Genomic DNA, 22,993 nt, shown 5'->3' on the forward strand with positions numbered 1-22,993 from the left:
CGTGCGGTCAGGCGGTGGCCGGATGCTGGGCGCGGCTCACGTCGTAGACGCCCGGCACGTCCCGCATGGTGCGCATCAGGGCGGGAAGCCCGGCGGCGTCCGGGAGTTGCAGTGTGTAGGTGTGGCGTACGCGTTGCTCGGACGGCGGTTCCACGGTGGCCGAGACGACCGCGACACCTGCCGTGGCGATGGCCTCGGTGAGGTCGGCGAAGAGCTGCGGCCGTCCGAAGGCCTCGGCCACCAGCGTGACCCTGCAGTCGCCTGTGGCACCCCAGTTCACCTCGACGGGGGGCCTTCCCAGGGACAGCATCCGGGCCACCGACGGGCATCCCTCGCGGTGGACGGTGACGGCGCCGCCGCGCACGGTGAATCCGGTGACGGCGTCGGGCGGCACCGGTGTGCAGCAGCCGGCCAGCCGTACCGTCGCGTTCGGCACGCCCACGACGGCCCCGGCGGCCGCCCTGCGCATCGCTCCGCCGGTCACCGAAGCGCTGGGCCGGGGGGCCGCCGCCGGTACCGCCGCCCCTTCGGGGTGGGCGTCGAGCCAGCCGGTGATCGCGATCCGCGCGCCGGGGGTGCGCACATGGCCGAGCCAGTCGGGTGAGGGCCCGGACGCGGTGTCCTCGGCGAGCAGCAGCTGGACGGTGTCGCCGTCGCTGAGCACCGTACTGAGGGTCGCCAGGCGCCCGTTGACGCGTGCGCCGATGCAGGAGTGCGCCTTCTCGCCGTGCTGCGCGTAGGCCGCGTCCACGCAGCTCGCCCCCGCCGGCAGGCCGAGGGTGCCGCCATCGGCCCGGAAGACGGTGATCTCCCGGTCCTCTGCGAGGTCGGCGCGGAGTGTGGACCAGAACGTGTCCGGGTCGGGCGCCGACTCCTGCCATTCGAGGAGCCTGGAGAGCCAGCCCGGGCGGCTGGGGTCGACGCGTTCGCCGCCCTCCGCGGTGCCAACGGCGGCGTTCGCGATGGTGGCGGCGGAGTGCGGGCCGTCCAGCGGTACGTACGGATTGCCGAGCGCGACCACTCCGGCCTCGGCGACCTTGTGCATCAGGTGGGTGCGGATGAGGACTTCGGCGACGTCCCCGTTCGCGCTGGCGACGGCCGTGTGCAGCGACTGGTAGAGGTTGAACTTGGGCGAGGCGATGAAGTCCTTGAACTCGGAGATCACCGGTGTGAAACAGGTGTGCAGTTCACCCAGTACGCCGTAGCAGTCCGCGTCCTCACCGACGAGCACCAGGAGCCTGCCGAAGTCGGTGGGACACAGCTCGCCGCGTTTCGTCCTGACCCGGTGGACGGAGACGAAGTGGCGTGGCCTGATGAGGACTTCGGCGGCGATACCGGCCTCCCTCAGCACCTTTCTGACGTCCTCGGCGATGGCGACGAGCGGGTCGGCGGTGGCGTCCTGCGCGGCGATGAGGGCACGCGTGATCTCGTACTCCTCCGGGTTCAGGATCGCGAAGACCAGGTCCTCCAGCTCGGTCTTGAGCGCCTGCACACCGAGCCGTTCGGCCAGCGGGATCAGCACATCGCGGGTGACCTTGGCGATCCTCGCCTGTTTCTCGGGGCGCATCACTCCGAGCGTGCGCATGTTGTGCAGCCGGTCGGCGAGTTTGATCGACATGACCCGGACGTCGTCGCCGGTGGCCACGAGCATCTTGCGGAAGGTCTCGGGCTCGGCCGCCGCCCCGTAGTCGACCTTCTCCAGTTTGGTCACGCCGTCGACCAGATAGCAGACCTCGTCGCCGAACCCCTCCCGTACCTGATCGAGCGTCACCTCGGTGTCCTCCACGGTGTCGTGGAGGAGCGAGGCGGTCAAGGTCGTGGTCTCTGCGCCCAGTTCGGCGAGGATCAAGGTCACCGCGAGCGGGTGGGTGATGTAGGGCTCGCCGCTCTTGCGCATCTGTCCGCGGTGGGACGTTTCAGCAAGGACGTACGCCCGCCGCAGCACGGCGAGATCGGCATCCGGGAAGTGCGCCCGGTGGGCCTCGGCGACGTGGCCGATGGCGTCGGGCAGACCGCCGCGCGAGGCGGGCCCGAACAGTGCGGCACGGCCCAGTCTGCGCAGATCGATTCTGGCGCGACCGCGTCTGCGGCCCGGGTTGTCCACCGGACGGATCTCCGGGGACGCGCCGTTGGGGCTGGCGGCCTCTGCACTCATGGCACCTCCGGCAGTGTCGACCGGCGGTGGACTGGCTGCGACTGGGCGCTCCGGGCCGGTGCTTGATGCTACCGAGCCCATCACGCGGTACTGGCCCGCTCCCGCCCACCGTGAAACGGATCACCCATTCGAGCGAAGTCTGACTAGGAGAGAGCCGTTTCCCGGAACGAGGCGTCGATCGTGCCCTCGGCGACGATCACCGCGGCACCCGTCATCTCGATCTCACCGTCCGGCAGCTCGGTGATCACCAGCCGCCCGCCGGGAAGGTCCACGGTGTACGTCGCGGGCTCGCCGGTGAGCGCCGGGTCGATGCCGTCCCTGCGGGCCGCGGCGACGGCGACGGCACAAGCGCCCGTACCGCAGGACCGGGTCTCGCCCGAGCCGCGCTCGTGCACCCGCATGGCTACGTGGCGTTCACCGCGGTCCACGACGAACTCGATGTTGACACCGTCCGGGTAGACGGACTCCGGGGCGAACCGCGGTACGGACAGCAGGGCTCCGGCGTCCGCCAGATCATCGACAAAGGCGACGGCGTGCGGATTGCCCATGTTCACGTTCAGCGCGGGCCAGGTCCGGTCGCCGACCGTGACGGCCACACCGTCCGGGGGAAGCACGGCCCGGCCCATGGAGACGGTGATGTCGCCGTTCTTGGCGAGATGGGCCCGCTTCACTCCGCCGCGCGTCGCGATGGCCAGGTCCCCGGCGTCCACCAGTCCGGCGCGGTGGAGGTGGCGGGCGAAGACGCGGACGCCGTTCCCGCACATCTCGGCGATGGAGCCGTCAGCGTTCCGGTAGTCCATGAACCACTCGGCCTCTCCTGCCATCGCCCGGGCCTCCGGGTGTGCGGCGGACCGCACGACGTGCAGCAGGCCGTCCCCGCCGATGCCCGCCCGACGGTCGCACAGCACGGCGACCGCGGATGCGGGCAGGTCGATGAGGTTGTCCGGGTCGGGGACGATCACGAAGTCGTTCTCGGTCCCATGGCCCTTGAGGAAGGCGATCTGCGAGGTGGTCACCCTGCCATCGTACGAGGTGGCCGCCGGTACGGGCGGGCGCGGCTCAGCGCAGCCGGGCCACGCGCCCCACGGCGAGCGCCACGATCACGCAGAAGGCCAGGACGTAGAGGGCGGCCATCCGCCAGTCCGGGCGCGCCCCCGAGCCTCTGGCGGGCAGCCCCGGCCACGTGTAACCGACGCGGCGGGCGGCCATCATGCCCCAGCCGGCGGCGCAGCAGCTGATCAGCAGCCCGAGCATGGCGACCACCGGGCCGCCGTCACCGAACTCGAAGGCGAGTGGGAAGGCGAACATCAGCGATCCGACGGCAGCCAGCACCACGATCGGGGCGAGCTGCCAGATGCGGAGTCTGCGCTGCGGCCGCAGCTCGACCTCGACCTCGGGGGCCACCTCGGGGATGTCCAGTGCATCGGGTCCGTCGGGGCTGAGCCGCGGGGCGTCGGGGTGTCCCGGGCCACTGCCGCGTTCTCCGTCGCGTTCGCTGTCGCGAGGGCCGGCCTCCATCGCCACACGCCCTCCCCACTCGGACTCCACTGTCGATCGCAGATCGATGATGGCACGGCCTCCGGCCGCGAACTGACGGGCTGAGCGTCCCGATGCCATCACGTGATCAGGCTGTGACCGCCCGTTCGACCAAGGCCAGCGCCTGCCCGGGGAGTTCCGTCCGGTCCGCGGCCGCACCGCTGAGCCAGTGCACCCGTGGGTCACGCCGGAACCATGAATCCTGGCGGCGCGCGAAGCGTTTCGTGGCGCGTACGGTCTCGGTGCGCGCCTCGTCGTCGGTGCACTCTCCCGCGAGCGCCGCGAGAACCTGCTGGTATCCGAGGGCGCGCGACGCGGTGCGCCCCTCCCGGAGTCCCCGGGCCTCCAGCGTGCGGACCTCGTCCACCAGTCCGGCGTCCCACATCCGGTCGACGCGCACCGCGATGCGCCCGTCCAGCTCCGGGCGGGCGACGTCGACGCCGATCTGCACGGTGTCGTAGACCGGGTCGGGGCCCGGCAGGTTGGCGGTGAAGGGCTTTCCGGTGATCTCGATGACCTCCAGGGCCCGGACGATCCTGCGGCCGTTGCTGGGCAGGATCGCGACGGCGGCCTCCGGGTCGGCGGCGGCCAGCCGTTCGTGCAGCGCCCCGGGTCCTTGCCGCTCCAGCTCGTCCTCAAGGCGTGCCCGTACGCCGGCGTCGGTGCCGGGGAACTCCAGCGCGTCGATGGCCCCGCGGACGTACAGCCCGGAGCCCCCCACCAGGACTGGTGTACGGCCCGCTGCGAGGAGTCGGTCGATCTCCGCGCGGGCGAGCCGCTGGTACTCGGCGACGCTGGCCGCCTCGGTCACGCTCCAGATGTCCAGGAGGTGGTGCGGAACGCCGCCGCGCTCTTCGAGCGTCAGCTTGGCGGTTCCGATGTCCATCCCTTCATAGAGCTGCATGGAGTCTGCGTTGACGACTTCGCCGCCGAAATGCCGGGCGATGGCGACGCCCAGATCGGACTTTCCGGCCGCGGTGGGACCGACGACGGCGATGACCCGCGCTGCGGGAGCTGCACTTCTCACCGTCTCAGTCTCGCAAACCCGGGGGCGTGTCCCCGAATGAGTTACGTGACGGCCGGGCGCCCGGGTTCGTTTCCTCTTCCGGAGGTTCCGGCCGACGGCTTTCGACCGGTGGCCCCGGTCGGCGCAATCAGGCGCTCCGGGTGGCGAGGAATTTCGCTCACACGAGTACGTTATGGAGTGAATATGGGTATTTTTGCAGTGTTCCGTCGGAAGGCGAAGACCGAGGAAACCGTTGCGGAGCCGGCTGTGGACGCCCTGACCGAAGCTGCGGCGCAGGAGCCGGCAGAGGAGTCCGCCGACAAGTCCGACGAGGGGGCGGTCGAGGGCTCGGCCCCGGAGCCGGCGTCCGAGGACCGGAGCGGAGAGTCCGTGGCGGTGCCCGCGGCGGACACTGCGGGCGGCACCGCGGAGAGCGTGGAGATTCCGCGTCAGCAGTCCGCGGCTGCGGCCGCCGACAACGAAGCCGGTGAGGGCGTTCGCAAGTAGAACGCCCTACGGAGGGAAGTAGGAAGCCATGGGATTCCTGGACAACGTGAAAGCCAAGCTCGGACCGGCCAAGGACAAGGTCTCCGACCTCGCGCAGCAGCACGGGGAGAAGATCGGAGAGGGTCTCGACAAGGCCGCTCACACGGTCGACGCCCGGACCAATGGCAAGTACAGCGAGAAGATCGAGACAGGCACCGGCAAGGCCAAGGAAGCCCTGGAGCGCCTCTCGCACAAGGACGGCGGCGGTACCGCCAAGCCGCCCACTGCTTCCTGATCCGGCACGGCAGATCCGGCACAACACGGCGGGCGGTCGCGGAGCACCTCGCTCCACGACCGCCCGCCGTGTTTCCGGGAACGCGCAGTCTGCGTTGCCGCGCTCAGGACCAGGTGGCGACGTAGTACCCGACGCCGTACGGAGCGTCGTCGTAGAGCAGCCGGCCGCCCGGCTCCATGCCGTCGGCCGCGCCCGCCAGGACCTGCCAGGGTGCCCGGCCCGCGGCCTTCAGTTCGTACGCCGGCCGGACATCCAGCGCCTTCAGCGCCGCCACGTCCGCCGTGCCCAGCGCCCGTGCGGCAGCGGCGTCGAAGCCGGCGGCGCGCTCGTCCAGGTACCCGGGCGCCTTCAGGGTGCGGCAGGCACTGCCATCGCCCATGACCAGCAGGGCGACACGTTCGGCGCGGCCGGCCAGCTCCCGTCCGGCCGCCAGACAGCGTTCCGGCTCCAGCGATTCCCCGACACCCAGCCCCTCGACCGGTGCGCCGGCCCACTCGGCACGGCCCAGCAGCCAGGCGGCGACCGACAGGGACGGCGGGAGCCGGCGTCCGGACCCGGCGTCGGACGTCCCCAGCCGTACCCTGAGGTCCACGCCGAAGCCACTGAACGAGCCGGTGGCGCCCTCGGGGTACGCCCCCAGGTCCGCGGCACCGGCAGGCCCAACGGCGATCAGCAGATCGGGCCGGGCCGCGGCGAGCACACCGACAGCCTCGAGGCAGGCGGCCCTGGCTGCGTCGAGTTCGGACGCCGCGCCGGCGGCCACCTCGGGCACGAGCAGGGGCGGACAGGGGCAGACGGCGGCGGCTACGAGCATGATCCGCAGCCTACCCAGTGACGCGGCACGCGAGATCTGCCCCGTCGCGGCACCGGACCGCGCGGAGACCGGCCAGAGAGAAATCCTGGCCCTGACCGGGCAGGAGCCGGACAACCGCCTGAGTTCCCCTGAGACCGCCCGCGACCTCCTAGTCGCAGCCGCAGCCGCCGGCCGCGGCCGGCTCCGGCGCGCCGATGCCCGGGAGACCGAGCATGACACCGGCCGGCTTGGCCGCAGCCGTGGTGTTGCGCTTCTCCCAGGCGTCCCCGGACCGTGTGCGCCGTACCGCCACGGCCGGTCCCTCGGCGAGCAGATGGTGCGGCGCCGCGTAAGTGATCTCCACCGTCACCACGTCACCGGGGCGCACCTCGGTGTCCGGCTTGGTGAAGTGCACCAGCCGGCTGTCGGGCGCGCGTCCGGAGAGCCGGTGCGTCGCGCCGTCCTTGCGGCCTTCGCCCTCGGCCACCATGACGTCCACCGTGCGGCCGACCTGGGTCTTGTTCTCCGCCCAGGAGATCTCCTCCTGGAGCGCCGAGAGCCGCATGTAGCGCTCCTGGACGACCTCCTTGGGAACCTGGCCCTCCATGGTCGCGGCCGGGGTGCCCGGCCGCTTGGAGTACTGGAAGGTGAAGGCCTGGGCGAAGCGGGCCTCGCGGACCGCGTGCATCGTCTGCTGGAAGTCCTCCTCGGTCTCCCCGGGGAAGCCCACGATGATGTCCGTGGAGATCGCGGCGTGCGGGATCGCGGCCCGCACCTTGTCGATGATCCCGAGGAAACGCTCCTGCCGGTAGGAACGGCGCATCGCCTTCAGGACGGTGTCCGAACCCGACTGCATCGGCATGTGCAGCTGCGGCATCACGTTCGGTGTCTCGGCCATCGCCGCGATCACGTCATCCGTGAAGTCCCGCGGGTGAGGCGAGGTGAAGCGGACCCGCTCAAGACCCTCGATCTTCCCGCAGGCGCGCAGCAACTTGGAGAAGGCCTCGCGGTCGCCGATGTCCGAGCCGTACGCGTTGACGTTCTGGCCGAGCAGCGTGATCTCCGATACGCCCTCGTCCACCAGCGCCTCGATCTCGGCGAGGATGTCGCCGGGCCTGCGGTCCTTCTCCTTGCCGCGCAGTGCGGGGACGATACAGAAGGTGCAGGTGTTGTTGCAGCCGACGGAGATCGAGACCCACGCGGCGTACGCGCTCTCGCGCCGGGTCGGCAGCGTCGAGGGGAACGCCTCCAGTGACTCGGCGATCTCGACCTGCGCCTCGCCCTCGATACGGGAGCGCTCCAGCAGCACCGGGAGCTTGCCGATGTTGTGGGTGCCGAAGACGACGTCGACCCACGGCGCCCGCCGGACGATGGTGTCCCGGTCCTTCTGGGCCAGGCAGCCGCCGACCGCGATCTGCATACCGGGGCGCCTGGTCTTCATCGGGGCCAGCCTGCCGAGGTTGCCGTACAGCTTGTTGTCTGCGTTCTCGCGCACCGCGCAGGTGTTGAAGACGACGACATCGGCGTCCCCGTCGGCGTCCACCGGCGCACGGACGTATCCGGCGTCCTCCAGGAGTCCCGACAGCCGTTCACTGTCGTGGACGTTCATCTGGCAGCCGTAGGTGCGGATCTCGTAACTTCGGTTCAGGGCGTCCTGCGCGGTCATCCCACCAGGGTAGGCGGTGCCGGGCGGAGCTCTCGCCCCGGCCGTGGACGCGGTCATCCAGCCCGGAGGCCCTGACTCCCGCCGGCGCTGTCGTCCACGTCGTACTGCAGGCGCTCGGAGACCTCGACCACTCCGTCCACCCCGCGGCACAGCCGCACCGCCGCCGGGATCACGCTGCTGCGCTCGACCAGGCCGCTGAGCATCACATGGCCGTCGCTGACATCCACCGTGATCGCGGAAGGTGAGAGCCCCAGAGTCCGGGTCAGTACGCCTTCCAGCACCTCCTCCTGGATGGCGCGGTCGCGGCGGAGGAAGACCTGGAGGAGATCACTGCGGCTGATCACCCCGGACAGCCTGCCGGTGTCATCCACGACCGGCAGCCGTTTGACGCTCCGCGCCTGCATCAGCCAGCCCGCCTCGACGATCGTCCAGTCCGGGCGCGCGACCACAGCCGGGCTGGTCATCAGCCCTTCCGCCGTGGTCGCTTCGGTCTTGGAGTGGTGGTCGGACTCCTGCCGGACGGCGGGCAGCAGCGCGGTCAGGCCCAGCTGCTTGCGGAGCAGATCGGCCTCGGAGACCACACCCACCGGCCGGTCGTCGTCATCCACGACGGGAACGGCCGAAATACGGTGTTCGGTGAGGAGGCGGGCGATCTCCTTGAGGAACGTCCCCCGCTGCACCCGTACGACATTCGTCGACATCATCTGTCCGACGGTTCGGCTCGACGTCACTGCGGTCCTCCGGTGCGCGGTCCAGCGGCAATCGGCTGCCTTCGGGTGATCAAGGATCAATAGTGACATCCATGGACCGATCCGAATAATTTTGGATTCCTGAGCAAGCGCACGGCGGCCGGACTGCGACCTCACCGCGTACCGGAGCCGCACCCCGCCACGTCGCCCCGTCCGCTGCCCCACTCCCTCGCTCCCCTGTTCGCCGGGGGCGTGAACTGGCAGGATCGCGCCCATGCCCAAGGCACTGCCTCGCATCAGCCGCCGCCGCGCCCTCCAGGGGACGGCGGCCGTACTGGTGGTCTCCGGACTGCTGATGTGGTGGCTGCTGCCCATCGGCCCGTCCTCCCCGCACGGGAGCGTGACCTTCAGTACCGGGGTGCGGACCGGCGTGTACCAGCTGTACGGGAAGCTGCTCAGCCCCACACTCGCCCACGACATGCCCGGGGTGGACATACGTCTCCAGCCGAGCGAGGGCTCCCAGCAGAACCTCGCCAGGGTCGCGACCGGCAAGGCCGACTTCACCATCGCGACGGCCGACGCCATCGCAAAGTACATCGAGGACGGCAAGCCGGGCGCGGACCGGCTGCGCGGCTGCGCCCGGCTGTACGACGACTATGTGCAGCTCGCCGTCGAGGACAGCTCCACGGTCAGACGTGCCGCCGACCTGCGCCACAAGCGGGTCGCCGTGGGCCAGCCCGGATCCGGCGTACGGCTGATAGCGGACCGCACGCTGCGGGCCGCCGGCCTCGACCCGGTCAAGGACATCACCGCCGTACCGGCGGGGATCGACACGAGTCCGGCACTCCTCAAGGCGGGCAAGATCGACGCGTTCTTCTGGTCGGGCGGCCTGCCGACCGACGCGGTACGCGATCTGGCCGCGCGCCGGCCGATCCGGCTGATCCCGCTCGACGACCTGGTGACCCGGCTGCACGCGGCCGGCGGCACCACCCGCTACTACCGCTCGGCCGTCATGCCGGCCGATGCCTACCGCCAGGCCCGTAACAGCGCCCCGGTGCCGACCATCGCGGTTGCGAACGTTCTGGTGACCACCGACCGCGTGGACCCGAAGCTGACCGAAGGTTTCACCCGCAGCGTGATCCGCAGCCGCGACCGCATCGGGCGGCAGGTGCACGCGGCGCAACTGGTGGACGTACGGACCGCGATCTACACGGACCCGCTGAAGCTGGACGAGGGTGCACGGCGCTACTACCGGTCGGTCAAGCCCTGACCCGGGCGCCGCCGCACGCGAACGGCCGGCCGCCCGTGAAGGTCTATGTGTCCGGGGAAGAGCGCGGCAGCGTCACGGTCACACGGAGCCCGTGCGGTTCGTTCTGCTCGTACGAGATCGTGCCGCGGCCCGCCGTGAGCAGGGCGCGCGAGATGGAGAGGCCGAGGCCCGAGCCCTTGATGTTCTGATGGCGGCCGCTGCGCCAGAAGCGGTCGCCGATCCGGGCGAGTTCGTCCTGGCCGAGTCCGGGACCTCCGTCGGCGACCGTGATCCGGGAGGAGGAGCCACAGGAGGCAGCCTCGACCCGCACCTCCTCGCCGCCGGGGGTGAACTTCAGCGCGTTGTCGATCACCGCGTCCAGGGCGCTGGAGAGCGCTACGGGGTCGGCCCAGGCGGTGACCGCCCCGGCGCCTCCCCCGGTGAGCCGGACGCCTTTGCCCTCCGCGACCGGGCGCCAGGCCGAGACCCGCTCGGCCGCCAGCTCGGCGATGTCGGTGAGCCGCAGCTCCGCGGCGGTGTGCTCGGCCAGCGCGAGGTCGAGGAGGTCGTCGAGGACCTGGCCGAGGCGCTTGCCCTCGGTACGCACGGAGGCGATCTCCTCGTTGCCCTCCGGGAGTTCGAAGGCGAGCAGCTCGATCCGCAGCAGCAGTGCGGCCAGCGGGTTGCGCAACTGGTGTGACGCGTCGGCGACAAAGGCGCGCTGCTGCTCAAGCACGTCCTCGACGTTGTCGGCCATCTCGTTGAACGACCGGGCCAGACGGCGCAGTTCCGGCGGACCGCTGCCGGAGGCGACACGGGACTTCATCAGCCCGGTCGCGATGCCGTGGGTGGCCGCGTCCAGGGTGCGCACCGGAAGCAGCACCCAGCCGGTGAGCCGGAAGGCGGCGCCCACCGCGAGCAGCATCGCCCCCGCCTCGCCCGCGGCGATGAGCAGCCAGCCGCGGAGGGTCCTGGAACGCATCTGGTCGGTGGGCGAGTCGGTGACCACCACCGCGATCACGTCGCCGTTCCTGACGACGGGCGACGCGACGATCAGCCGCCCGTGCTGCCAGGGCCAGATCTGCCCGGGGTCCCGGCTGCGCCGTCCCGCGAGCGCGTCCTCGAAGGCGGTCCGGCCCTCACCGCTGACCGGTACCGTCCAGGACTGCGGGGCCGCGGCCATCGCGATGCGGTCGCGGTAGAAGACACCGGCCCGGATGCCGTACACCGTCTCGTAGCGGGCGAGTTCCTCCTGGAGCGTGTCGTGCCGCTCCTGCTCGCTCGCCGGTATCTCGGTGACGAACTGCGCTTCCTCGGCCATCCGCGCGGTGTCGTCGATCCGGTCGACGACCACGTTCTGCTGCGCGGCGGCGGCCACGCTCAGGGCGAGCGGGAAGCCGAGCGCGAGCAGTACCCCGGCCATGAGGACGATGAGCAGCGGAAGCAGTCGGGCGCGCACGGGCCTGGACGCGCCTCAGGCCGGGACGACGAGGCGGTAGCCGACGCCGCGCACCGTCTCGATCAGTGCGGGAAGATGCAGTTTGGAGCGCAGTGACGCGACATGCACCTCAAGAGTGCGGCCGGTCCCTTCCCAACTGGTCTGCCAGACCTCGCTGATGATCTGCTCCCGGCGGAACACGACACCGGGGCGCTGGGCGAGCAGCGCCAGCAGATCGAACTCCTTGCGGGTCAGCTGGATCTCGCTGCCCTCCACGCTGACCCGCCGGGTGGGGAGCTGGATCTCGACGGGACCGACCCGGAGCGCTGCCGCCGGGACCGCCCCGGTGTCCTCGCCGGCGCTCTTGCGCCGGCTGACTGCGTGGATCCGGGCGAGTAGTTCGCCGGTGTCGTAGGGCTTGACGACGTAGTCGTCGGCGCCGAGGTTCAGGCCGTGGATGCGGGACCGCACATCGGCCCGGGCTGTCACCATGATCACCGGGGTCGCCGTGCGCTTGCGGATCTTGCCGCAGACCTCGTAGCCGTCCAGGTCGGGCAGGCCGAGGTCGAGAAGTATGACGCCGAAGGGCTCCTGCTCGTCCGGCAGGAGGGACCGGAGCGCCTCCTCGCCGTTACGGGCGTGCACGACTTTGAAGCCGTGCCTGGCCAGTACGGCGGACAGGGCGGCGGCCACGTGGTTGTCGTCCTCGACGAGCAGCAGTCTCATGGGCCCCTTCCGTGGTGCGCGGTTCCGTCATCCGTAACGTCTCGTGATCGGCACGTCTCGCCATCCGCGTGTCTCGCCGCGCGTACGTCTCGTCATCCACGCCGATGGCTGCCGTGCCAGTCAAGAGGGTTCCGGATTCTGCTGGGTTTCCGTTACGCACCCGGTACTCCGGTCATGTTCCCGTTCACCGGGAGTGTCCGGCCCGTGCCCACATGCAATCAGATCGTGATGCTCAATTTCCGCTCAGATGTGATGACGCTGGTAGGAGCGCCTCATTACTGTCCTTCCAACCACGACCGCCCGTGCGGTCGAAGAGGACGGAGCGAACAGCCGATGAGCGGAGTGCCAGTGACCAAGTCCGCCGAATCCGCCGAAAAAACCTTGCCGGTGTCGGACGACCTGGTCGTACTGAGCAACATCAACAAGCACTTCGGCGCGCTGCATGTGCTCCAGGACATCGACCTGACCATCGCCCGTGGCGAGGTCGTGGTCGTCATCGGCCCCTCGGGGTCCGGCAAGTCCACACTGTGCCGCACCATCAACCGTCTGGAGACCGTCGACTCCGGCGCGATAACGATCGACGGAAAGCCCCTGCCCGCCGAGGGCCGGGAACTGGCCAGGCTGCGCGCCGATGTCGGCATGGTCTTCCAGTCGTTCAACCTCTTCGCGCACAAAACCGTTCTGCAGAACGTGATGCTCGGCCAGATCAAGGTGCGCAAGACCGAGAAGAAGGCCGCCGAGGAGAAGGCGCGTGCGCTGCTGGACCGGGTGGGCGTCGGCACTCAGGCCGACAAGTTCCCCGCACAGCTCTCCGGCGGCCAGCAGCAGCGCGTCGCGATCGCGCGGGCGCTGGCGATGGACCCCAAGGTCATGCTCTTCGACGAGCCGACCTCGGCGCTCGACCCCGAGATGATCAACGAGGTCCTCGAGGTCATGCAGCAGCTGGCTCGTGACGGTATGACGATGATCGTCGTCACCCACGAGATGGGCTTCGCGCGCTCCGCGGCAAACCGGGTCGTCTTCATGGCCGACGGGAAGATCGTCGAAGAGGCCGCCCCGGACCAGTTCTTCAGCAACCCCCGCAGCGACCGCGCCAAGGACTTCCTGTCGAAGATCCTTCATCACTGATCTCGGGACCGATTCCGGCCAGTTGCGGCTCACCAGGCCGATTCAGGTTCCGCCGAACCAGCTGACCATTGACTTACGCGAGGAAAGTTCATCCATGAAGCTACTCAAGGCAAGTGCGGCAGCCGCCGCGGTTATGGCTCTCTCCCTGACCGCCACCGCCTGTGGTTCGGGCAAGAACGACTCGGCTGGCGGTGGCAAGAAGATCACCATCGGCATCAAGTTCGACCAGCCCGGTGTCGGCCTGAAGACACCCGACGGCAAGTACGAGGGTTTCGACGTCGATGTCGCCCGGTATGTCGCCAAGTCGCTCGGCTACTCCGAAAAGCAGATCGAGTGGAAGGAGGCCCCAAGTGCGGAGCGCGAGAACCTGATCTCGGCCGGGGACGTCGACTTCGTCGTCGCCAGTTACTCGATCACGGACGAGCGCAAACAAAAAGTCTCCTTCGCCGGCCCCTACCTGCTGGCCCACCAGGACCTGCTGGTCCGCGCCAACGACAAGTCGATCACCAAGGCGGCGGACCTCAACTCGAAGAAGCTGTGTTCGGTGACTGGCTCCACTTCGGCTCAGAACATCAAGGACAAGCTGGCGCCCAAGGCAGACCTGCAGAAGTTCGGCGGCTACTCGGAGTGTCTGACGGGCCTGGAGAACAAGGCTGTTGACGCACTGACCACCGACGACGACATCCTCGCAGGTTATGCCTCGCAGAAGGAGCACCAGGGCAAGTTCAAGCTCGCCGGTCTGAAGCTGAGCGACGAGAACTACGGCATCGGCCTGAAGAAGGGCGACACCGAGCTCCAGGGAAAGATCAACAAGGCGCTCGAAAAGATGGTCTCGGACGGTACCTGGGCCACCGCAGTGAAGAGGAACTTCGGTCCGGCCGGTTACAAGAACGAGCCCGCTCCGAAGATCACGGAAACCAGCTGATCCTCAGTCGGCGCGCCGTCCGGTGAACCTACGAGGCACCAGCGGCGCGCCGCGCCATCCGACACGGGAGAGCGCGGGGCAACGTGTTCGACTTTCTTGATTCCGGGCAGTACGACCTGCTCGGCGCCTTCTGGGTAACGGTGCAGCTCACCGTGTACTCAGCGATAGGTTCCCTCGTCTGGGGAACGCTCCTGGCCGGCATGCGGGTCAGTCCGGTCCCGCTGATGCGCAGCTTCGGTACCGCCTACATCAATATCGTCCGCAACATCCCGCTGACGGTGATCATCGTCGGCTGCTCTCTGGGACTCAACCAGACGCTGGGCTTCGCTCTCGGAGCCGATAACTTCAACGACATAGGCTTCCGTCTGTCCGTGCTTGGACTGGTCGCATACACCGGAACGTTCGTCTGCGAGTCGCTGCGCTCCGGTATCAACACCGTTCCGGTGGGCCAGGCAGAGGCGGCCCGCGCACTGGGACTCAGCTTCACTCAGGTCCTGACCCTGATCGTCCTCCCGCAGGCCTTCCGCTCGGTCGTCAGTCCCCTGGCGAATGTGCTGATCGCACTCACCAAGAACAGCACGGTGGCGGCGGCGATCGGTACGGCTGAAGCTGCGAGCCTGATGAAGGACATGATCGAGAACGAGAGCGACAAGCTGATCGCCGTCTTCGCGGTCTTCGCTTTCGGCTTCATCGTTCTCACCCTCCCGACCGGCCTGATCCTCGGCTGGGTGGCCAAGCGAGTGGCGGTGAAGCGATGACCTCGGTGCTGTACGACTCCCCCGGCCGCCGTGCCAAACAGCGGAACGTCATCTACACGATCGTCTTCCTCGTAGTGCTAGCGCTCGCCCTCTGGTGGGTTCTGGCGACCATGGCAGACAAGGACCAGCTCGCGGCCGCGAAGTGGAAGCCCTTCGTCACGGACTCCGAGGTCTGGACGACGTATCTGCTCCCCGGACTGGTCGACACTCTCAAGGCCGCAGCCCTCTCGATCGTGATCGCGCTTCCGTTCGGCGCGATGCTCGGTCTCGGGCGGCTCTCCGACCACGTGTGGGTGCGTTGGGTCTCAAGTGTCGTGGTGGAGTTCTTCCGCTCCATTCCGGTGCTACTGCTGATGATGTTCGCGAATCAGCTCTACATCCAGTACGCGGACCTCGAATCCGACATCCGGCCGCTGTATGCCGTGGTGACCGGCCTGGTCCTCTACAACGCGTCGGTCATCGCCGAGACCGTCCGAGCCGGTGTACTCACCCTGCCCGGCGGACAGACCGACGCCGCCAAGGCCATCGGGATGCGCAAGGGCCAGACAATGACGAGCGTCCTGCTGCCGCAAGCTGTCACTGCAATGCTCCCGGCCCTCGTCAGCCAGCTCGTCGTCATCGTCAAAGACACCGCACTGGGCGGTGCGATGCTCGGCTTCACCGAACTGCTTTCACGGAATCGGCAGATCACAGCGAACTACGGCGCCAATACCATCGCCACGCTTGTCGTGATCGCGTTGATCTACATCGTGATGAACTACCTGCTCACGCTGTTCGCCAGTCGCCTCGAAGGGCGACTGCGCCGGGGCAAGAATTCCACGGGCGCCGTCGTGGAGGCCGGACCGGGTGGCGGTCTGAAGACCATCCCTGCCCCGGCAACCCCCCTCGGCCAGGAGAACCAGCCGAGCTGACGAGGCATCGGTCGATGGGCAGCGGGAACCCGCTGCCCATCGACGCATTCTGCGCTAATTTTTGTTCCAGATTTCAGCAGTTTTCTATTCGGTTTGATTACATCAACGACAGCGCTACTGTAACTTATTGATAGTTCCTGGCATCGACCACGCCACGAATATGACCAAATGAGGGGGTAGTAACATGAAGAAGAAAATGCGTGTCGCAAGCATCAGTTCACTGGCACTCGCGTGCCTGCTGATATCCGGAACCGCAGCACATGCGGCCGATGGCAGCGCCAAGTACAAGGGCTGCACGAATTACGTCAAGGTCTGGCGTGATGGAAGCAAGGTAAAGGCCTTCGGGAAGATGACCTGCAAGAGGCGCACACTCATAATGCGGCCTGCAGTCGTACTTTCAGCCGACGGGGGAAAGCACGGCATGATCATCAAGGGAAAGGCCTGTAGGGCCGCCACGACATGCCAGACGGTGACGGTTTCTCTTTCAGCCAAGCACGGACAGACCTATCGGGCGTCAAACGCCGGAACCATCGACACCGACGATGTCGGTTCGAAGAGTTCCGTGGCTCACGCTACCTATAAGGCCTGACTTCCAATCCCCTGTAACGGCCTATCTCCATTTGGTAGGCCGTTACTTCTTTCCAAAACGGAATATAGGTGACGAATCGCACCTTCGCGCCTACTGCAGTTGAACCTGTGGGGTCGTAGAGCGGTGACGGCTACTGAGGTTGAACTCGGGATGTCGTGCTGATGGTCAGGCGGGGCGGATGGTCAGGCCGGTCTCGGTGAGACAGCCGTCGATGAGGTGGCTGCGGTACTGGATGTGCCGCAGGCCGCGCCGGACGGTCTGGACGAGGTGTTCGGGGGTGCTGAAGGCGACGTTCGAGAGCCATCCGCGCCGTAGGAGTGACCAGATGCCCTCGACGGGGTTGAGGTCGGGTGCGTAGGGCGGCAGGTAGTAGATGGTCAGCCAGTCGCGGGTTTCGGCGAACTCTCTCAGGCCGGCTGCTTTGTGGACGTTGAGGTTGTCCCAGATGAGCACGATGGGGCCGTCGAGCTGCTGGTGGGCGGAGATCAGCAGGTCGCGGTAGTCGCGCCAGGAGAAGCTCTTGCGCCCGTCACGGTTGCCGTCGTCGCGGCGGGGCCGGTAGACCAGCCTCGACCGGTGGCCGGGTTTGTAGCAGGTCAGCGCTGCGATGGATATGCGCCTGCGGGAACGGCCGCGGACGCGGACCACCGGGGTGCGGCCGCGTGGCGACCATGTCTTTGCGTGCGGCGGCGTCATGGAGAAGCCGGCTTCGTCTTCGAAGACGAGCCAGGCTCCATGGGCCGCCGCGAGCCTTCCGCGCAGGGCCACACCTCCTTGACCCACCCCGCGACCGCGTCGTCGTCCCGCTCCATCGCTCTGCGGGCCGGTACCTGGCAAGACCAGCCGTTGCGCACCAGCAGCTTGCGCACGCCCTGGATCGTGTATGTCAGGTGAAAGCGTCGGCCGATCACCGTCGTGACCCGGGCAAGCGTCCAGCGCTGGTCCTGCCAGCCATGCGCGGCCGGGCCTTTGGCCAGCTCCGCTTCAAGCTGCGTGAACTGCTGATCGCTCAGTTTCGGCAGCGACGCTGGCCCCTGCGACCGCAAGGATCGCGGGCCGCCCTCGGCCCACGCGTGACGCCATCGCTGGACCGAGCGGACACTGACCCGCAGATCTCTGGCGATCGCTGTACTACCCTCGCCCAGGGCGAACCGCTCGGCCGCCTTGAGCCGTAACTCTTCGCGAAACTGCTGTCGTTCGGCGGTCAGCCCGCCCCCTTGTGGATACCGCATGACTCCGGTGATACCGCAGCCACCGACCAGTCGTCACCCCTTACGACACCACGAGTTCAGCCTCAGTAACCGTTGACTGCGGTATCACCGGAGGCATGCGGTATCCGCAAAGGGGCGGGCTGACCGTCAAACGGCAGCAGTTCGCGAGAGTTACGGCTCCAGGCGACCGATTCGGTTTGCCCGAGGCGAGGGTAGTACAGCGATTGCCAGGGATCTGCGGGCCAGTGTCCGCCCGGTCCAGCAATGGCGTCACGCGTAGGCCGAGGACGGCCCACGGTCCTTGCGATCGCAGGGGCCGGCCTCACTGCCGAGGCTGAGCGATCGGCAGTTCACGCATCTGGAAGCGGAGCTGGCCAAAGAGTCGGCCGCGCATGCTGGGAGGACCAGCGTTGGACTCTGGGCCGTGTGAACACGGTGATCGGCCGTCGTTTCCATCTGACCTACACCATCCAGGGTGTGCGCAAGCCGTTGGTACGTAACGGCTGGTCCTGTCAGGTGCCAGCCCGCAGAGCGATGGAGCGGGACGACGAGGCGGTCGCGGTCTGGAAGGCCGAGGTCTACCCCCAGGTGTGGGTCTGCGTCGGCGGCCGGGGCCGGGTGACAGTGGCCGGCGTGGTCTGCTTCAAGCCCGGCCACCTATCGCGGTTCTTCTACAGGCTGACGTCTACCGCGCCCGCAAGGGCGAGGCGAAAGAGCTTCGCCTGGCAGGACTACCGCGACTTCCTCGATGTGACCCACCTGCAGCTCGGCGGGCCGGTGGTGTGGTGCTGGGACAACTTGAACGTCCATCTCGCCGACGGCCTGGCCGAGTCCGCCCTCGAGTACTGCGACTGGCTGGAGATCTACCAGTTCCCCTCCTATGCGCCGGACCTCAACCCGCAGGAAGGCGTCTGGTCACTGGTCAAGCGAGGCCTGGCGAACTTCGCTGACCGCCAACCTCGACCACCTCCTGCGGGTCATGAAGAGAAAGCTCAACAAGATCCAGTATCGCCTCCACCGATCGCTGCCGCGCCGAGACCGGACTGATCATCGAACCCGGTGATCAACACAGCGGCCATCACACTTTCAGCCTCAGCACCTGGAGAGTGCCTCTCCCCTTGTAGCGGACGGACCCTTGCCAAACCTCATCGTTGCAGCCCAGCTCCACTCCTTACCGGTCTGATCAAGACCCGTACGAGTCCGCTGACGAAAGCCCTGCCACAGCATTCGGCTGCGGCGACACCGAATCAGCGAAATCCAACTCCTCAATCGGTTCGGTCGCTTGATGCCGCACCTACGAACCGCCTGACGTGCGGCGCCGTTGCTCGCTTGACGGGGGCACCCTCAATGGGTTGCATACGTTCTGTGATCGCGCACCGGGCTCTACCTGCCATCAGTCACTTCTCCGCACGGGTTCGAGGAGCCGCACCGTGGACCCGGTGATCATCGTCGGCGCGGGCCCGGTCGGGCTCGCGCTGGCCCTGGCGCTCGCCGCGCTGGATGTCCCCTCCGTCGTGCTCGACGAGGGAACCGGCGAGGACGCGCCGCGCCCCGCCCGCACAGTCGTACTGCGCCCGGAGACCGCTGACTTCCTGGGCCGGCTCGGCTGCACGACAGCCCCGGGTGAGACCGCGCGCTGGGCCGCCTGGCGGTCCGTCAGGCGGAGCCGGCAGATGCAGCGGGTCGTTTTCGACGAGCCCGGCCGGAACGCCGCCGGTTCCGTGGGGTACGGGGGCCGGGGCATCGGCGGCGCGATTGGCGGTCAGGGAGCCGGCGGCCCCGGCACGAGCGGCGGGCGGGGTGGGCCGGTCGACCTTGCGGGCATTTCTTCCCCATCCGGCTCATTCGGTCCGCACGGGTTTCGCGGGTCCGACGAGGCCGATGGGACGGGTGTGGTCAATGGAGCGGGGGTGGCCGCGGGGCCGGGCGTGGTCAATGGCTCTGACGGGCCGGACGGGCCGGGTCCGGCCGAGGGGTTCGGCGGCCCCGGTCCTGGTGGGCCCTCGCCGTTCCATCTGCCGCAGCACGCCCTGACCCGGGGCCTGCGGGCCGCGGCGGCGAAGCGGGAACAGGTGGAGCTGGTCACCCGCAGCCGGGTGGACACCATCGAACAGGACCGCGGCGGCGTCACCGTGCACACGGCAGGCCCGCAGGGCACCTGGTGGCGCGGCAGCCATCTGGTCGGCTGCGACGGAGCCCGGTCCACCGTCCGCAAACTGCTCGGCATCCGGTTTCCCGGCCGTACGGCGGTGGAACGGCACGCGGTGGCCGCGCTGCGCGCCGAACTGCCCTGGCCCGGCGAGGCGTTGCTGCACCGGCTGCCGCCCTGGCGGACCGGCGGGGAAGAGGTGACGGCCCGTCCACTGCCGGACGACGTCTGGCGGATCGACTGGCTGCTGCCGCCGCGCGCCGAACTGGTCACCCCCGAGGCACTGGTGGCGCGGGTCCGGGCCGCCCTGGCGGGCTGGTGCGGCGGCGAGACACCTCCGTACGAACTGATCGACACCGGCGTCTACACCCTGCACCACCGGCTGGCCAGGCGCTGGCGGGTGGGCCGGGCGTTCCTGGCCGGGGACGCCGCGCATCTGCTGGGCGCACTCGGCACCCAGGAGCTGGACGAGGGGCTGCGAGACGCCGGCAACCTCGCCTGGAAGCTGGCACAGACCTGGCACCACGGAGCCTCCGAGCTGTTGCTCGACAGCTACCAGGCGGAACGCCGTACTGCTGTCGCCGCCCGGCTGCGCGCCGCCGACCAGTCGCTGCCGATACTGCGCGGCGGTGGTGGGCTGCGCGCGTATCTGCCCGGCGGGGCGCGCGGGCACGACGCCCTCCTCGCGGACGGCCATCTGGGCAGCGGCGCGCTGGGCGCACCCCCGGTGTACGCCCACTCCCCCCTGGCGCCGCCACGCACACCCTCGCAGACCGCGGTGGGAACCGCTGCCGGCGCTCAGATCGCCGATGTACGGGTCACGGCGCCGGACGGTACGACCGTACGGCTGCGCGAACGGCTCGGACGCGGGCAGCTGCTGGTCGTCCTGATCGCACCGGGTACGGGGGTGTGGGACCGGCGGCACTGGGTGAAGGCGGGCGTGATGCCGAGGCTGGCCGCCGCGGTGAGCGCGCTGCCGGTCAAGGGCGAACTCCTGGTGGCCGAGACCTATCCGGGCGCTTCGGCGCACACGGTGCTGCTGGTGCGTCCGGACGGCCATCTGGTGGCGGCCTTCAGCGGGGTGCGCCCCGCCGAACTGTACGAAGCGGCCGACGCCGCACGGGGCGGGGCGGCGACGGCGGTCCGTGAGGAGAGCACCGCGGACGTCAATTGACCGTCCTGGACGCACATGGTGTACTGCGGAGCGTGACCGACACCGATGTGCGCCTGTGGCGGAGGGTCCATATGGACCTCGTCCGCTATGCGGGCTGCATGTGTCGCCCGTCCCGCTGATTCGCCCTTTCTCTCCGTGCCTGCGCCGCCTGCGCTGCTCCGGACTGCCGCGTGCTGTTCCGGACTCCGGCCTGCTGTTCCGGACTGCCGCGTGCTGTTCCGGGTTGCCGCGCCGCACGTTCCCGCGAACCAATCCGGACGGTCATCATGTCTCTCTCCACACCCCTGCCCGCCCCGGCGCCCGCGCGCTCCGCTGCGCCCGCCACGAGCCGGCTCCTCGACTTCGTACGCCGTACCGCCGCCGACTCCGAACTCATCCGCTCCCTCCCGCTCGACCCCGAGGGCCGCACCTGGATCCGGCTGGACGGTCCGGGCGGGAGCGAGGCCTGGCTGATCGGCTGGCCGCCCGGCACCGGCACCGGCTGGCACGACCACGGCGGCTCCCAGGGCGCGTTCGCCACAGCGGCAGGCCTGCTCACGGAGGACTCGCTTGCCGCGCGGCTGCCCACCGAAGGGTGGAAGACCCTCGAACTGGCCGACGGGGTCGACCGCACCCGGCAGCTGGCACGGGGCGACGGACGGGCTTTCGGCGCCCACCACGTCCACCAGGTGCTCAATGAGTCGCCCGCCGAGCACGCGGTCTCGGTGCACGCCTACTACCCGCCGCTGCCGCTGATGCGCCGCTACAGCCGCAGGGGCCCCCTCCTGCGCCTGGAGCAGGTTGAGCACCCCGGGGAGTGGGAGTGAGCGAGCCGCGCTCCCAACCCGAGCCGGCCCCGGCGTCCGAACCAGTCCCGTCGTCCGAGCCGGTCCTGGTGTCCGAACCGGTCTCGGCGTCCGAACCACGCACCCTGTCCGAACCACCCCCCATGCCCGAACCACTCTCCGTGGACGAGCTGCTGGAGCGGGTCCGGTCCGAGCTCGACCGGATCGGGCCCCGGGAGGCTTTCGATGCCGCGGCGCACGGGGCGCTGCTGGTGGACATCCGGTACGCGGAGCTGCGAGAGCGCGACGGCCTGATCCCCGGGGCGCTGGTCGTCGAACGCAACGAACTGGAATGGCGGCTCGATCCACAGGGCAGCCACCGTGCGCCCGAGGCCACCGGCCATGGTCTGCGGACCGTGGTGATCTGTAACGAGGGGTACGCATCGTCCCTCGCCGCGGCGTCCTTGCGACAGCTGGGCCTGCACCGGGCGACCGACCTCATCGGCGGCTTCCAGGCCTGGCGCGCGGCAGGACTCCCGGTCGCCGGGCCCTGAACGCCCCGGGCGGCGGCGCGAGCCGTCGCCCGGCTACCGACCACACCTACCGACCTGCGGCTACCGACCCCAGCTACCCACCGCACGGCTATCCGTCTACCGCACAGCTACCCGTCGCCCTGGAACCCCCCGTGTTCCAGGTCCGCCAGGTCCTCGCCCTCCGCCTCCAGCGCCTGCCGCACTGCCCTCAGGGCCATGCCCTCCGGGTACCCCTTGCGGGCGAGCATGCCCGCAAGACGGCGCAGCCGTTTGTCGCGGTCCAGCCCCCGTGTCGAGCGGAGCCTGCGGGTAACCAGCTCCCGGGCAGTCTCCTCCTCCTGCTCGGAGTCCAGCTGTCCGACGGCCTCCTCGATGAGCTCGGAGTCCACACCTTTCGTACGGAGCTCCCGCGCGAGCGCCCGTTTGGCGAGCCCCCGTCCATGGTGGCGGGTCTCCACCCAGGCATCCGCGAAAGCCGCGTCGTTGATGAGTCCGACCTCTTCGAAGCGGGACAGCACCTCCTCGGAGACCTCTTCGGGGATGTCCCGCTTCCGCAGTGCTTCAGCCAGTTGCTTACGGGTGCGTGCGGTCCCGGTGAGCAGGCGCAGGCAGATGGCCCGCGCCTGCTCCGCCGGATCCTGAGGTTTCCGCGGTCCCTGGTCCTGGGACCGCTTCTGCTGGGACCGCTGCCGCCGCGGTCCCACTCCTCCGTCCCCCTGGCCGACCTCGCCCCCGGAGACCCCGGAGGCCGTGGAGCCCCCGGAGTCCGTAGCGCCTGTGTCCTCCGGCCATTCGGTTCTCCGGACCACGGG

General features: G+C 69.1%; 23 protein-coding genes and 1 pseudogene. 13 read left to right on the plus strand and 11 right to left on the minus strand.

The window, feature by feature from the left end; all coding sequences use genetic code 11:
- Positions 1 to 7: 7 nt before the first annotated feature.
- The 4 genes from OG452_RS07755 to miaA all read right to left on the minus strand — a co-directional run bounded on the left by OG452_RS07755 (position 8) and on the right by miaA (position 4,718).
- Positions 8 to 2,155: a RelA/SpoT family protein gene (locus OG452_RS07755; RefSeq protein ID WP_327294884.1), complete on the minus strand. Its 2,148-nt coding sequence runs from the start codon at positions 2,153 to 2,155 to the stop codon at positions 8 to 10.
- A gap of 143 nt (positions 2,156 to 2,298) precedes the next feature.
- Positions 2,299 to 3,171, minus strand: a complete 873-nt coding sequence (gene dapF, locus OG452_RS07760) for a diaminopimelate epimerase (protein WP_327294885.1) — start codon at positions 3,169 to 3,171, stop codon at positions 2,299 to 2,301.
- A 43-nt stretch (positions 3,172 to 3,214) separates the two neighbouring features.
- Positions 3,215 to 3,673: a hypothetical protein gene (locus tag OG452_RS07765; RefSeq protein ID WP_327299547.1), complete on the minus strand. Its 459-nt coding sequence runs from the start codon at positions 3,671 to 3,673 to the stop codon at positions 3,215 to 3,217.
- Positions 3,674 to 3,779: 106 nt separating this feature from the next.
- Complete coding sequence (gene miaA, locus OG452_RS07770) at positions 3,780 to 4,718, minus strand: tRNA (adenosine(37)-N6)-dimethylallyltransferase MiaA (RefSeq protein ID WP_327294886.1); 939 nt, start codon at positions 4,716 to 4,718, stop codon at positions 3,780 to 3,782.
- Positions 4,719 to 4,901: 183 nt separating this feature from the next.
- On the opposite strand from miaA, the gene OG452_RS07775 reads away from it, so the two are divergent.
- Complete coding sequence (locus OG452_RS07775; protein ID WP_327294887.1) at positions 4,902 to 5,204, plus strand: hypothetical protein; 303 nt, start codon at positions 4,902 to 4,904, stop codon at positions 5,202 to 5,204.
- 28 nt (positions 5,205 to 5,232) lie between these two features.
- A complete protein-coding gene (locus OG452_RS07780; RefSeq protein WP_327294888.1) occupies positions 5,233 to 5,478 on the plus strand; it encodes an antitoxin in 246 nt (81 codons plus the stop codon).
- A 103-nt stretch (positions 5,479 to 5,581) separates the two neighbouring features.
- Here OG452_RS07780 and OG452_RS07785 read toward each other — a convergent pair whose 3' ends face one another.
- The 3 genes from OG452_RS07785 to OG452_RS07795 all read right to left on the minus strand — a co-directional run bounded on the left by OG452_RS07785 (position 5,582) and on the right by OG452_RS07795 (position 8,641).
- Positions 5,582 to 6,292 carry a class III extradiol dioxygenase subunit B-like domain-containing protein gene (locus OG452_RS07785; RefSeq protein ID WP_327294889.1) on the minus strand — a complete coding sequence of 237 codons (711 nt, stop codon included), beginning with the start codon at positions 6,290 to 6,292 and terminating at the stop codon, positions 5,582 to 5,584.
- A gap of 148 nt (positions 6,293 to 6,440) precedes the next feature.
- Entirely contained in the window at positions 6,441 to 7,937 is a 1,497-nt protein-coding gene (gene miaB / locus OG452_RS07790; protein WP_327294890.1) for a tRNA (N6-isopentenyl adenosine(37)-C2)-methylthiotransferase MiaB, read from the minus strand.
- 53 nt (positions 7,938 to 7,990) lie between these two features.
- The gene (locus OG452_RS07795; RefSeq protein WP_327294891.1) at positions 7,991 to 8,641 is read right to left on the minus strand and encodes a CBS domain-containing protein; all 651 of its coding nucleotides are present in this window, start codon (positions 8,639 to 8,641) and stop codon (positions 7,991 to 7,993) included.
- A 259-nt stretch (positions 8,642 to 8,900) separates the two neighbouring features.
- Between OG452_RS07795 and OG452_RS07800 the strand changes: the two genes are divergently transcribed.
- The gene (locus OG452_RS07800; RefSeq protein WP_327294892.1) at positions 8,901 to 9,896 is read left to right on the plus strand and encodes a TAXI family TRAP transporter solute-binding subunit; all 996 of its coding nucleotides are present in this window, start codon (positions 8,901 to 8,903) and stop codon (positions 9,894 to 9,896) included.
- Positions 9,897 to 9,939: 43 nt separating this feature from the next.
- On the opposite strand, the gene OG452_RS07805 is transcribed toward OG452_RS07800, so the two are convergent.
- Together OG452_RS07805 and OG452_RS07810 are read right to left on the minus strand one after the other, a co-directional pair.
- The gene (locus tag OG452_RS07805; RefSeq protein WP_327294893.1) at positions 9,940 to 11,334 is read right to left on the minus strand and encodes a sensor histidine kinase; all 1,395 of its coding nucleotides are present in this window, start codon (positions 11,332 to 11,334) and stop codon (positions 9,940 to 9,942) included.
- Positions 11,335 to 11,349: 15 nt separating this feature from the next.
- Positions 11,350 to 12,039, minus strand: a complete 690-nt coding sequence (locus OG452_RS07810; RefSeq protein ID WP_327294894.1) for a response regulator transcription factor — start codon at positions 12,037 to 12,039, stop codon at positions 11,350 to 11,352.
- Positions 12,040 to 12,372: 333 nt separating this feature from the next.
- Between OG452_RS07810 and OG452_RS07815 the strand changes: the two genes are divergently transcribed.
- From OG452_RS07815 to OG452_RS07835, 5 genes are all read left to right on the plus strand, one after another.
- On the plus strand, positions 12,373 to 13,167 hold the full coding sequence (locus OG452_RS07815) for an amino acid ABC transporter ATP-binding protein (RefSeq protein WP_327294895.1): 795 nt from the start codon (positions 12,373 to 12,375) through the stop codon (positions 13,165 to 13,167).
- A gap of 94 nt (positions 13,168 to 13,261) precedes the next feature.
- Complete coding sequence (locus tag OG452_RS07820; RefSeq protein WP_327294896.1) at positions 13,262 to 14,092, plus strand: glutamate ABC transporter substrate-binding protein; 831 nt, start codon at positions 13,262 to 13,264, stop codon at positions 14,090 to 14,092.
- 83 nt (positions 14,093 to 14,175) lie between these two features.
- A complete protein-coding gene (locus OG452_RS07825) occupies positions 14,176 to 14,850 on the plus strand; it encodes an amino acid ABC transporter permease (protein ID WP_327294897.1) in 675 nt (224 codons plus the stop codon).
- On the plus strand, positions 14,847 to 15,761 hold the full coding sequence (locus OG452_RS07830) for an amino acid ABC transporter permease (RefSeq protein ID WP_327294898.1): 915 nt from the start codon (positions 14,847 to 14,849) through the stop codon (positions 15,759 to 15,761). Before OG452_RS07825 ends, OG452_RS07830 begins: the two co-directional genes overlap by 4 nt.
- A 184-nt stretch (positions 15,762 to 15,945) precedes the next feature.
- Positions 15,946 to 16,350 (plus strand): hypothetical protein, encoded by a 405-nt coding sequence (locus tag OG452_RS07835; RefSeq protein WP_327294899.1) that lies wholly within the window; start codon positions 15,946 to 15,948, stop codon positions 16,348 to 16,350.
- A 165-nt stretch (positions 16,351 to 16,515) separates the two neighbouring features.
- Here the strand turns inward: OG452_RS07835 and OG452_RS35390 are convergent.
- A protein-coding gene (locus tag OG452_RS35390) for an IS630 family transposase (RefSeq protein WP_442809945.1) occupies positions 16,516 to 17,582 on the minus strand; the annotation gives its coding sequence in 2 pieces (ribosomal slippage) (positions 16,516 to 17,133 and positions 17,136 to 17,582; 1,065 coding nt in all).
- A 95-nt stretch (positions 17,583 to 17,677) separates the two neighbouring features.
- Between OG452_RS35390 and OG452_RS07850 the strand changes: the two are divergent.
- The 5 genes and pseudogenes from OG452_RS07850 to OG452_RS07870 all read left to right on the plus strand — a co-directional run.
- Positions 17,678 to 18,622: pseudogene (locus OG452_RS07850) on the plus strand (winged helix-turn-helix domain-containing protein); the annotation flags it as partial.
- 369 nt (positions 18,623 to 18,991) lie between these two features.
- The gene (locus OG452_RS07855; RefSeq protein WP_327294901.1) at positions 18,992 to 20,884 is read left to right on the plus strand and encodes an FAD-dependent monooxygenase; all 1,893 of its coding nucleotides are present in this window, start codon (positions 18,992 to 18,994) and stop codon (positions 20,882 to 20,884) included.
- A gap of 47 nt (positions 20,885 to 20,931) precedes the next feature.
- On the plus strand, positions 20,932 to 21,003 hold the full coding sequence (locus tag OG452_RS07860) for a putative leader peptide (protein WP_327299548.1): 72 nt from the start codon (positions 20,932 to 20,934) through the stop codon (positions 21,001 to 21,003).
- A gap of 147 nt (positions 21,004 to 21,150) precedes the next feature.
- Positions 21,151 to 21,690, plus strand: a complete 540-nt coding sequence (locus tag OG452_RS07865; RefSeq protein WP_327294902.1) for a cysteine dioxygenase — start codon at positions 21,151 to 21,153, stop codon at positions 21,688 to 21,690.
- A gap of 122 nt (positions 21,691 to 21,812) precedes the next feature.
- Complete coding sequence (locus tag OG452_RS07870) at positions 21,813 to 22,202, plus strand: rhodanese-like domain-containing protein (RefSeq protein WP_327294903.1); 390 nt, start codon at positions 21,813 to 21,815, stop codon at positions 22,200 to 22,202.
- Positions 22,203 to 22,309: 107 nt separating this feature from the next.
- Here the strand turns inward: OG452_RS07870 and recX are convergent, their stop codons facing one another.
- Complete coding sequence (gene recX / locus OG452_RS07875; RefSeq protein ID WP_327294904.1) at positions 22,310 to 22,990, minus strand: recombination regulator RecX; 681 nt, start codon at positions 22,988 to 22,990, stop codon at positions 22,310 to 22,312.
- Between the last annotated feature and the right edge of the window lie 3 nt (positions 22,991 to 22,993).

The organism is Streptomyces sp. NBC_01197, from assembly GCF_036010505.1.
Lineage (GTDB): Bacteria > Actinomycetota > Actinomycetes > Streptomycetales > Streptomycetaceae > Streptomyces.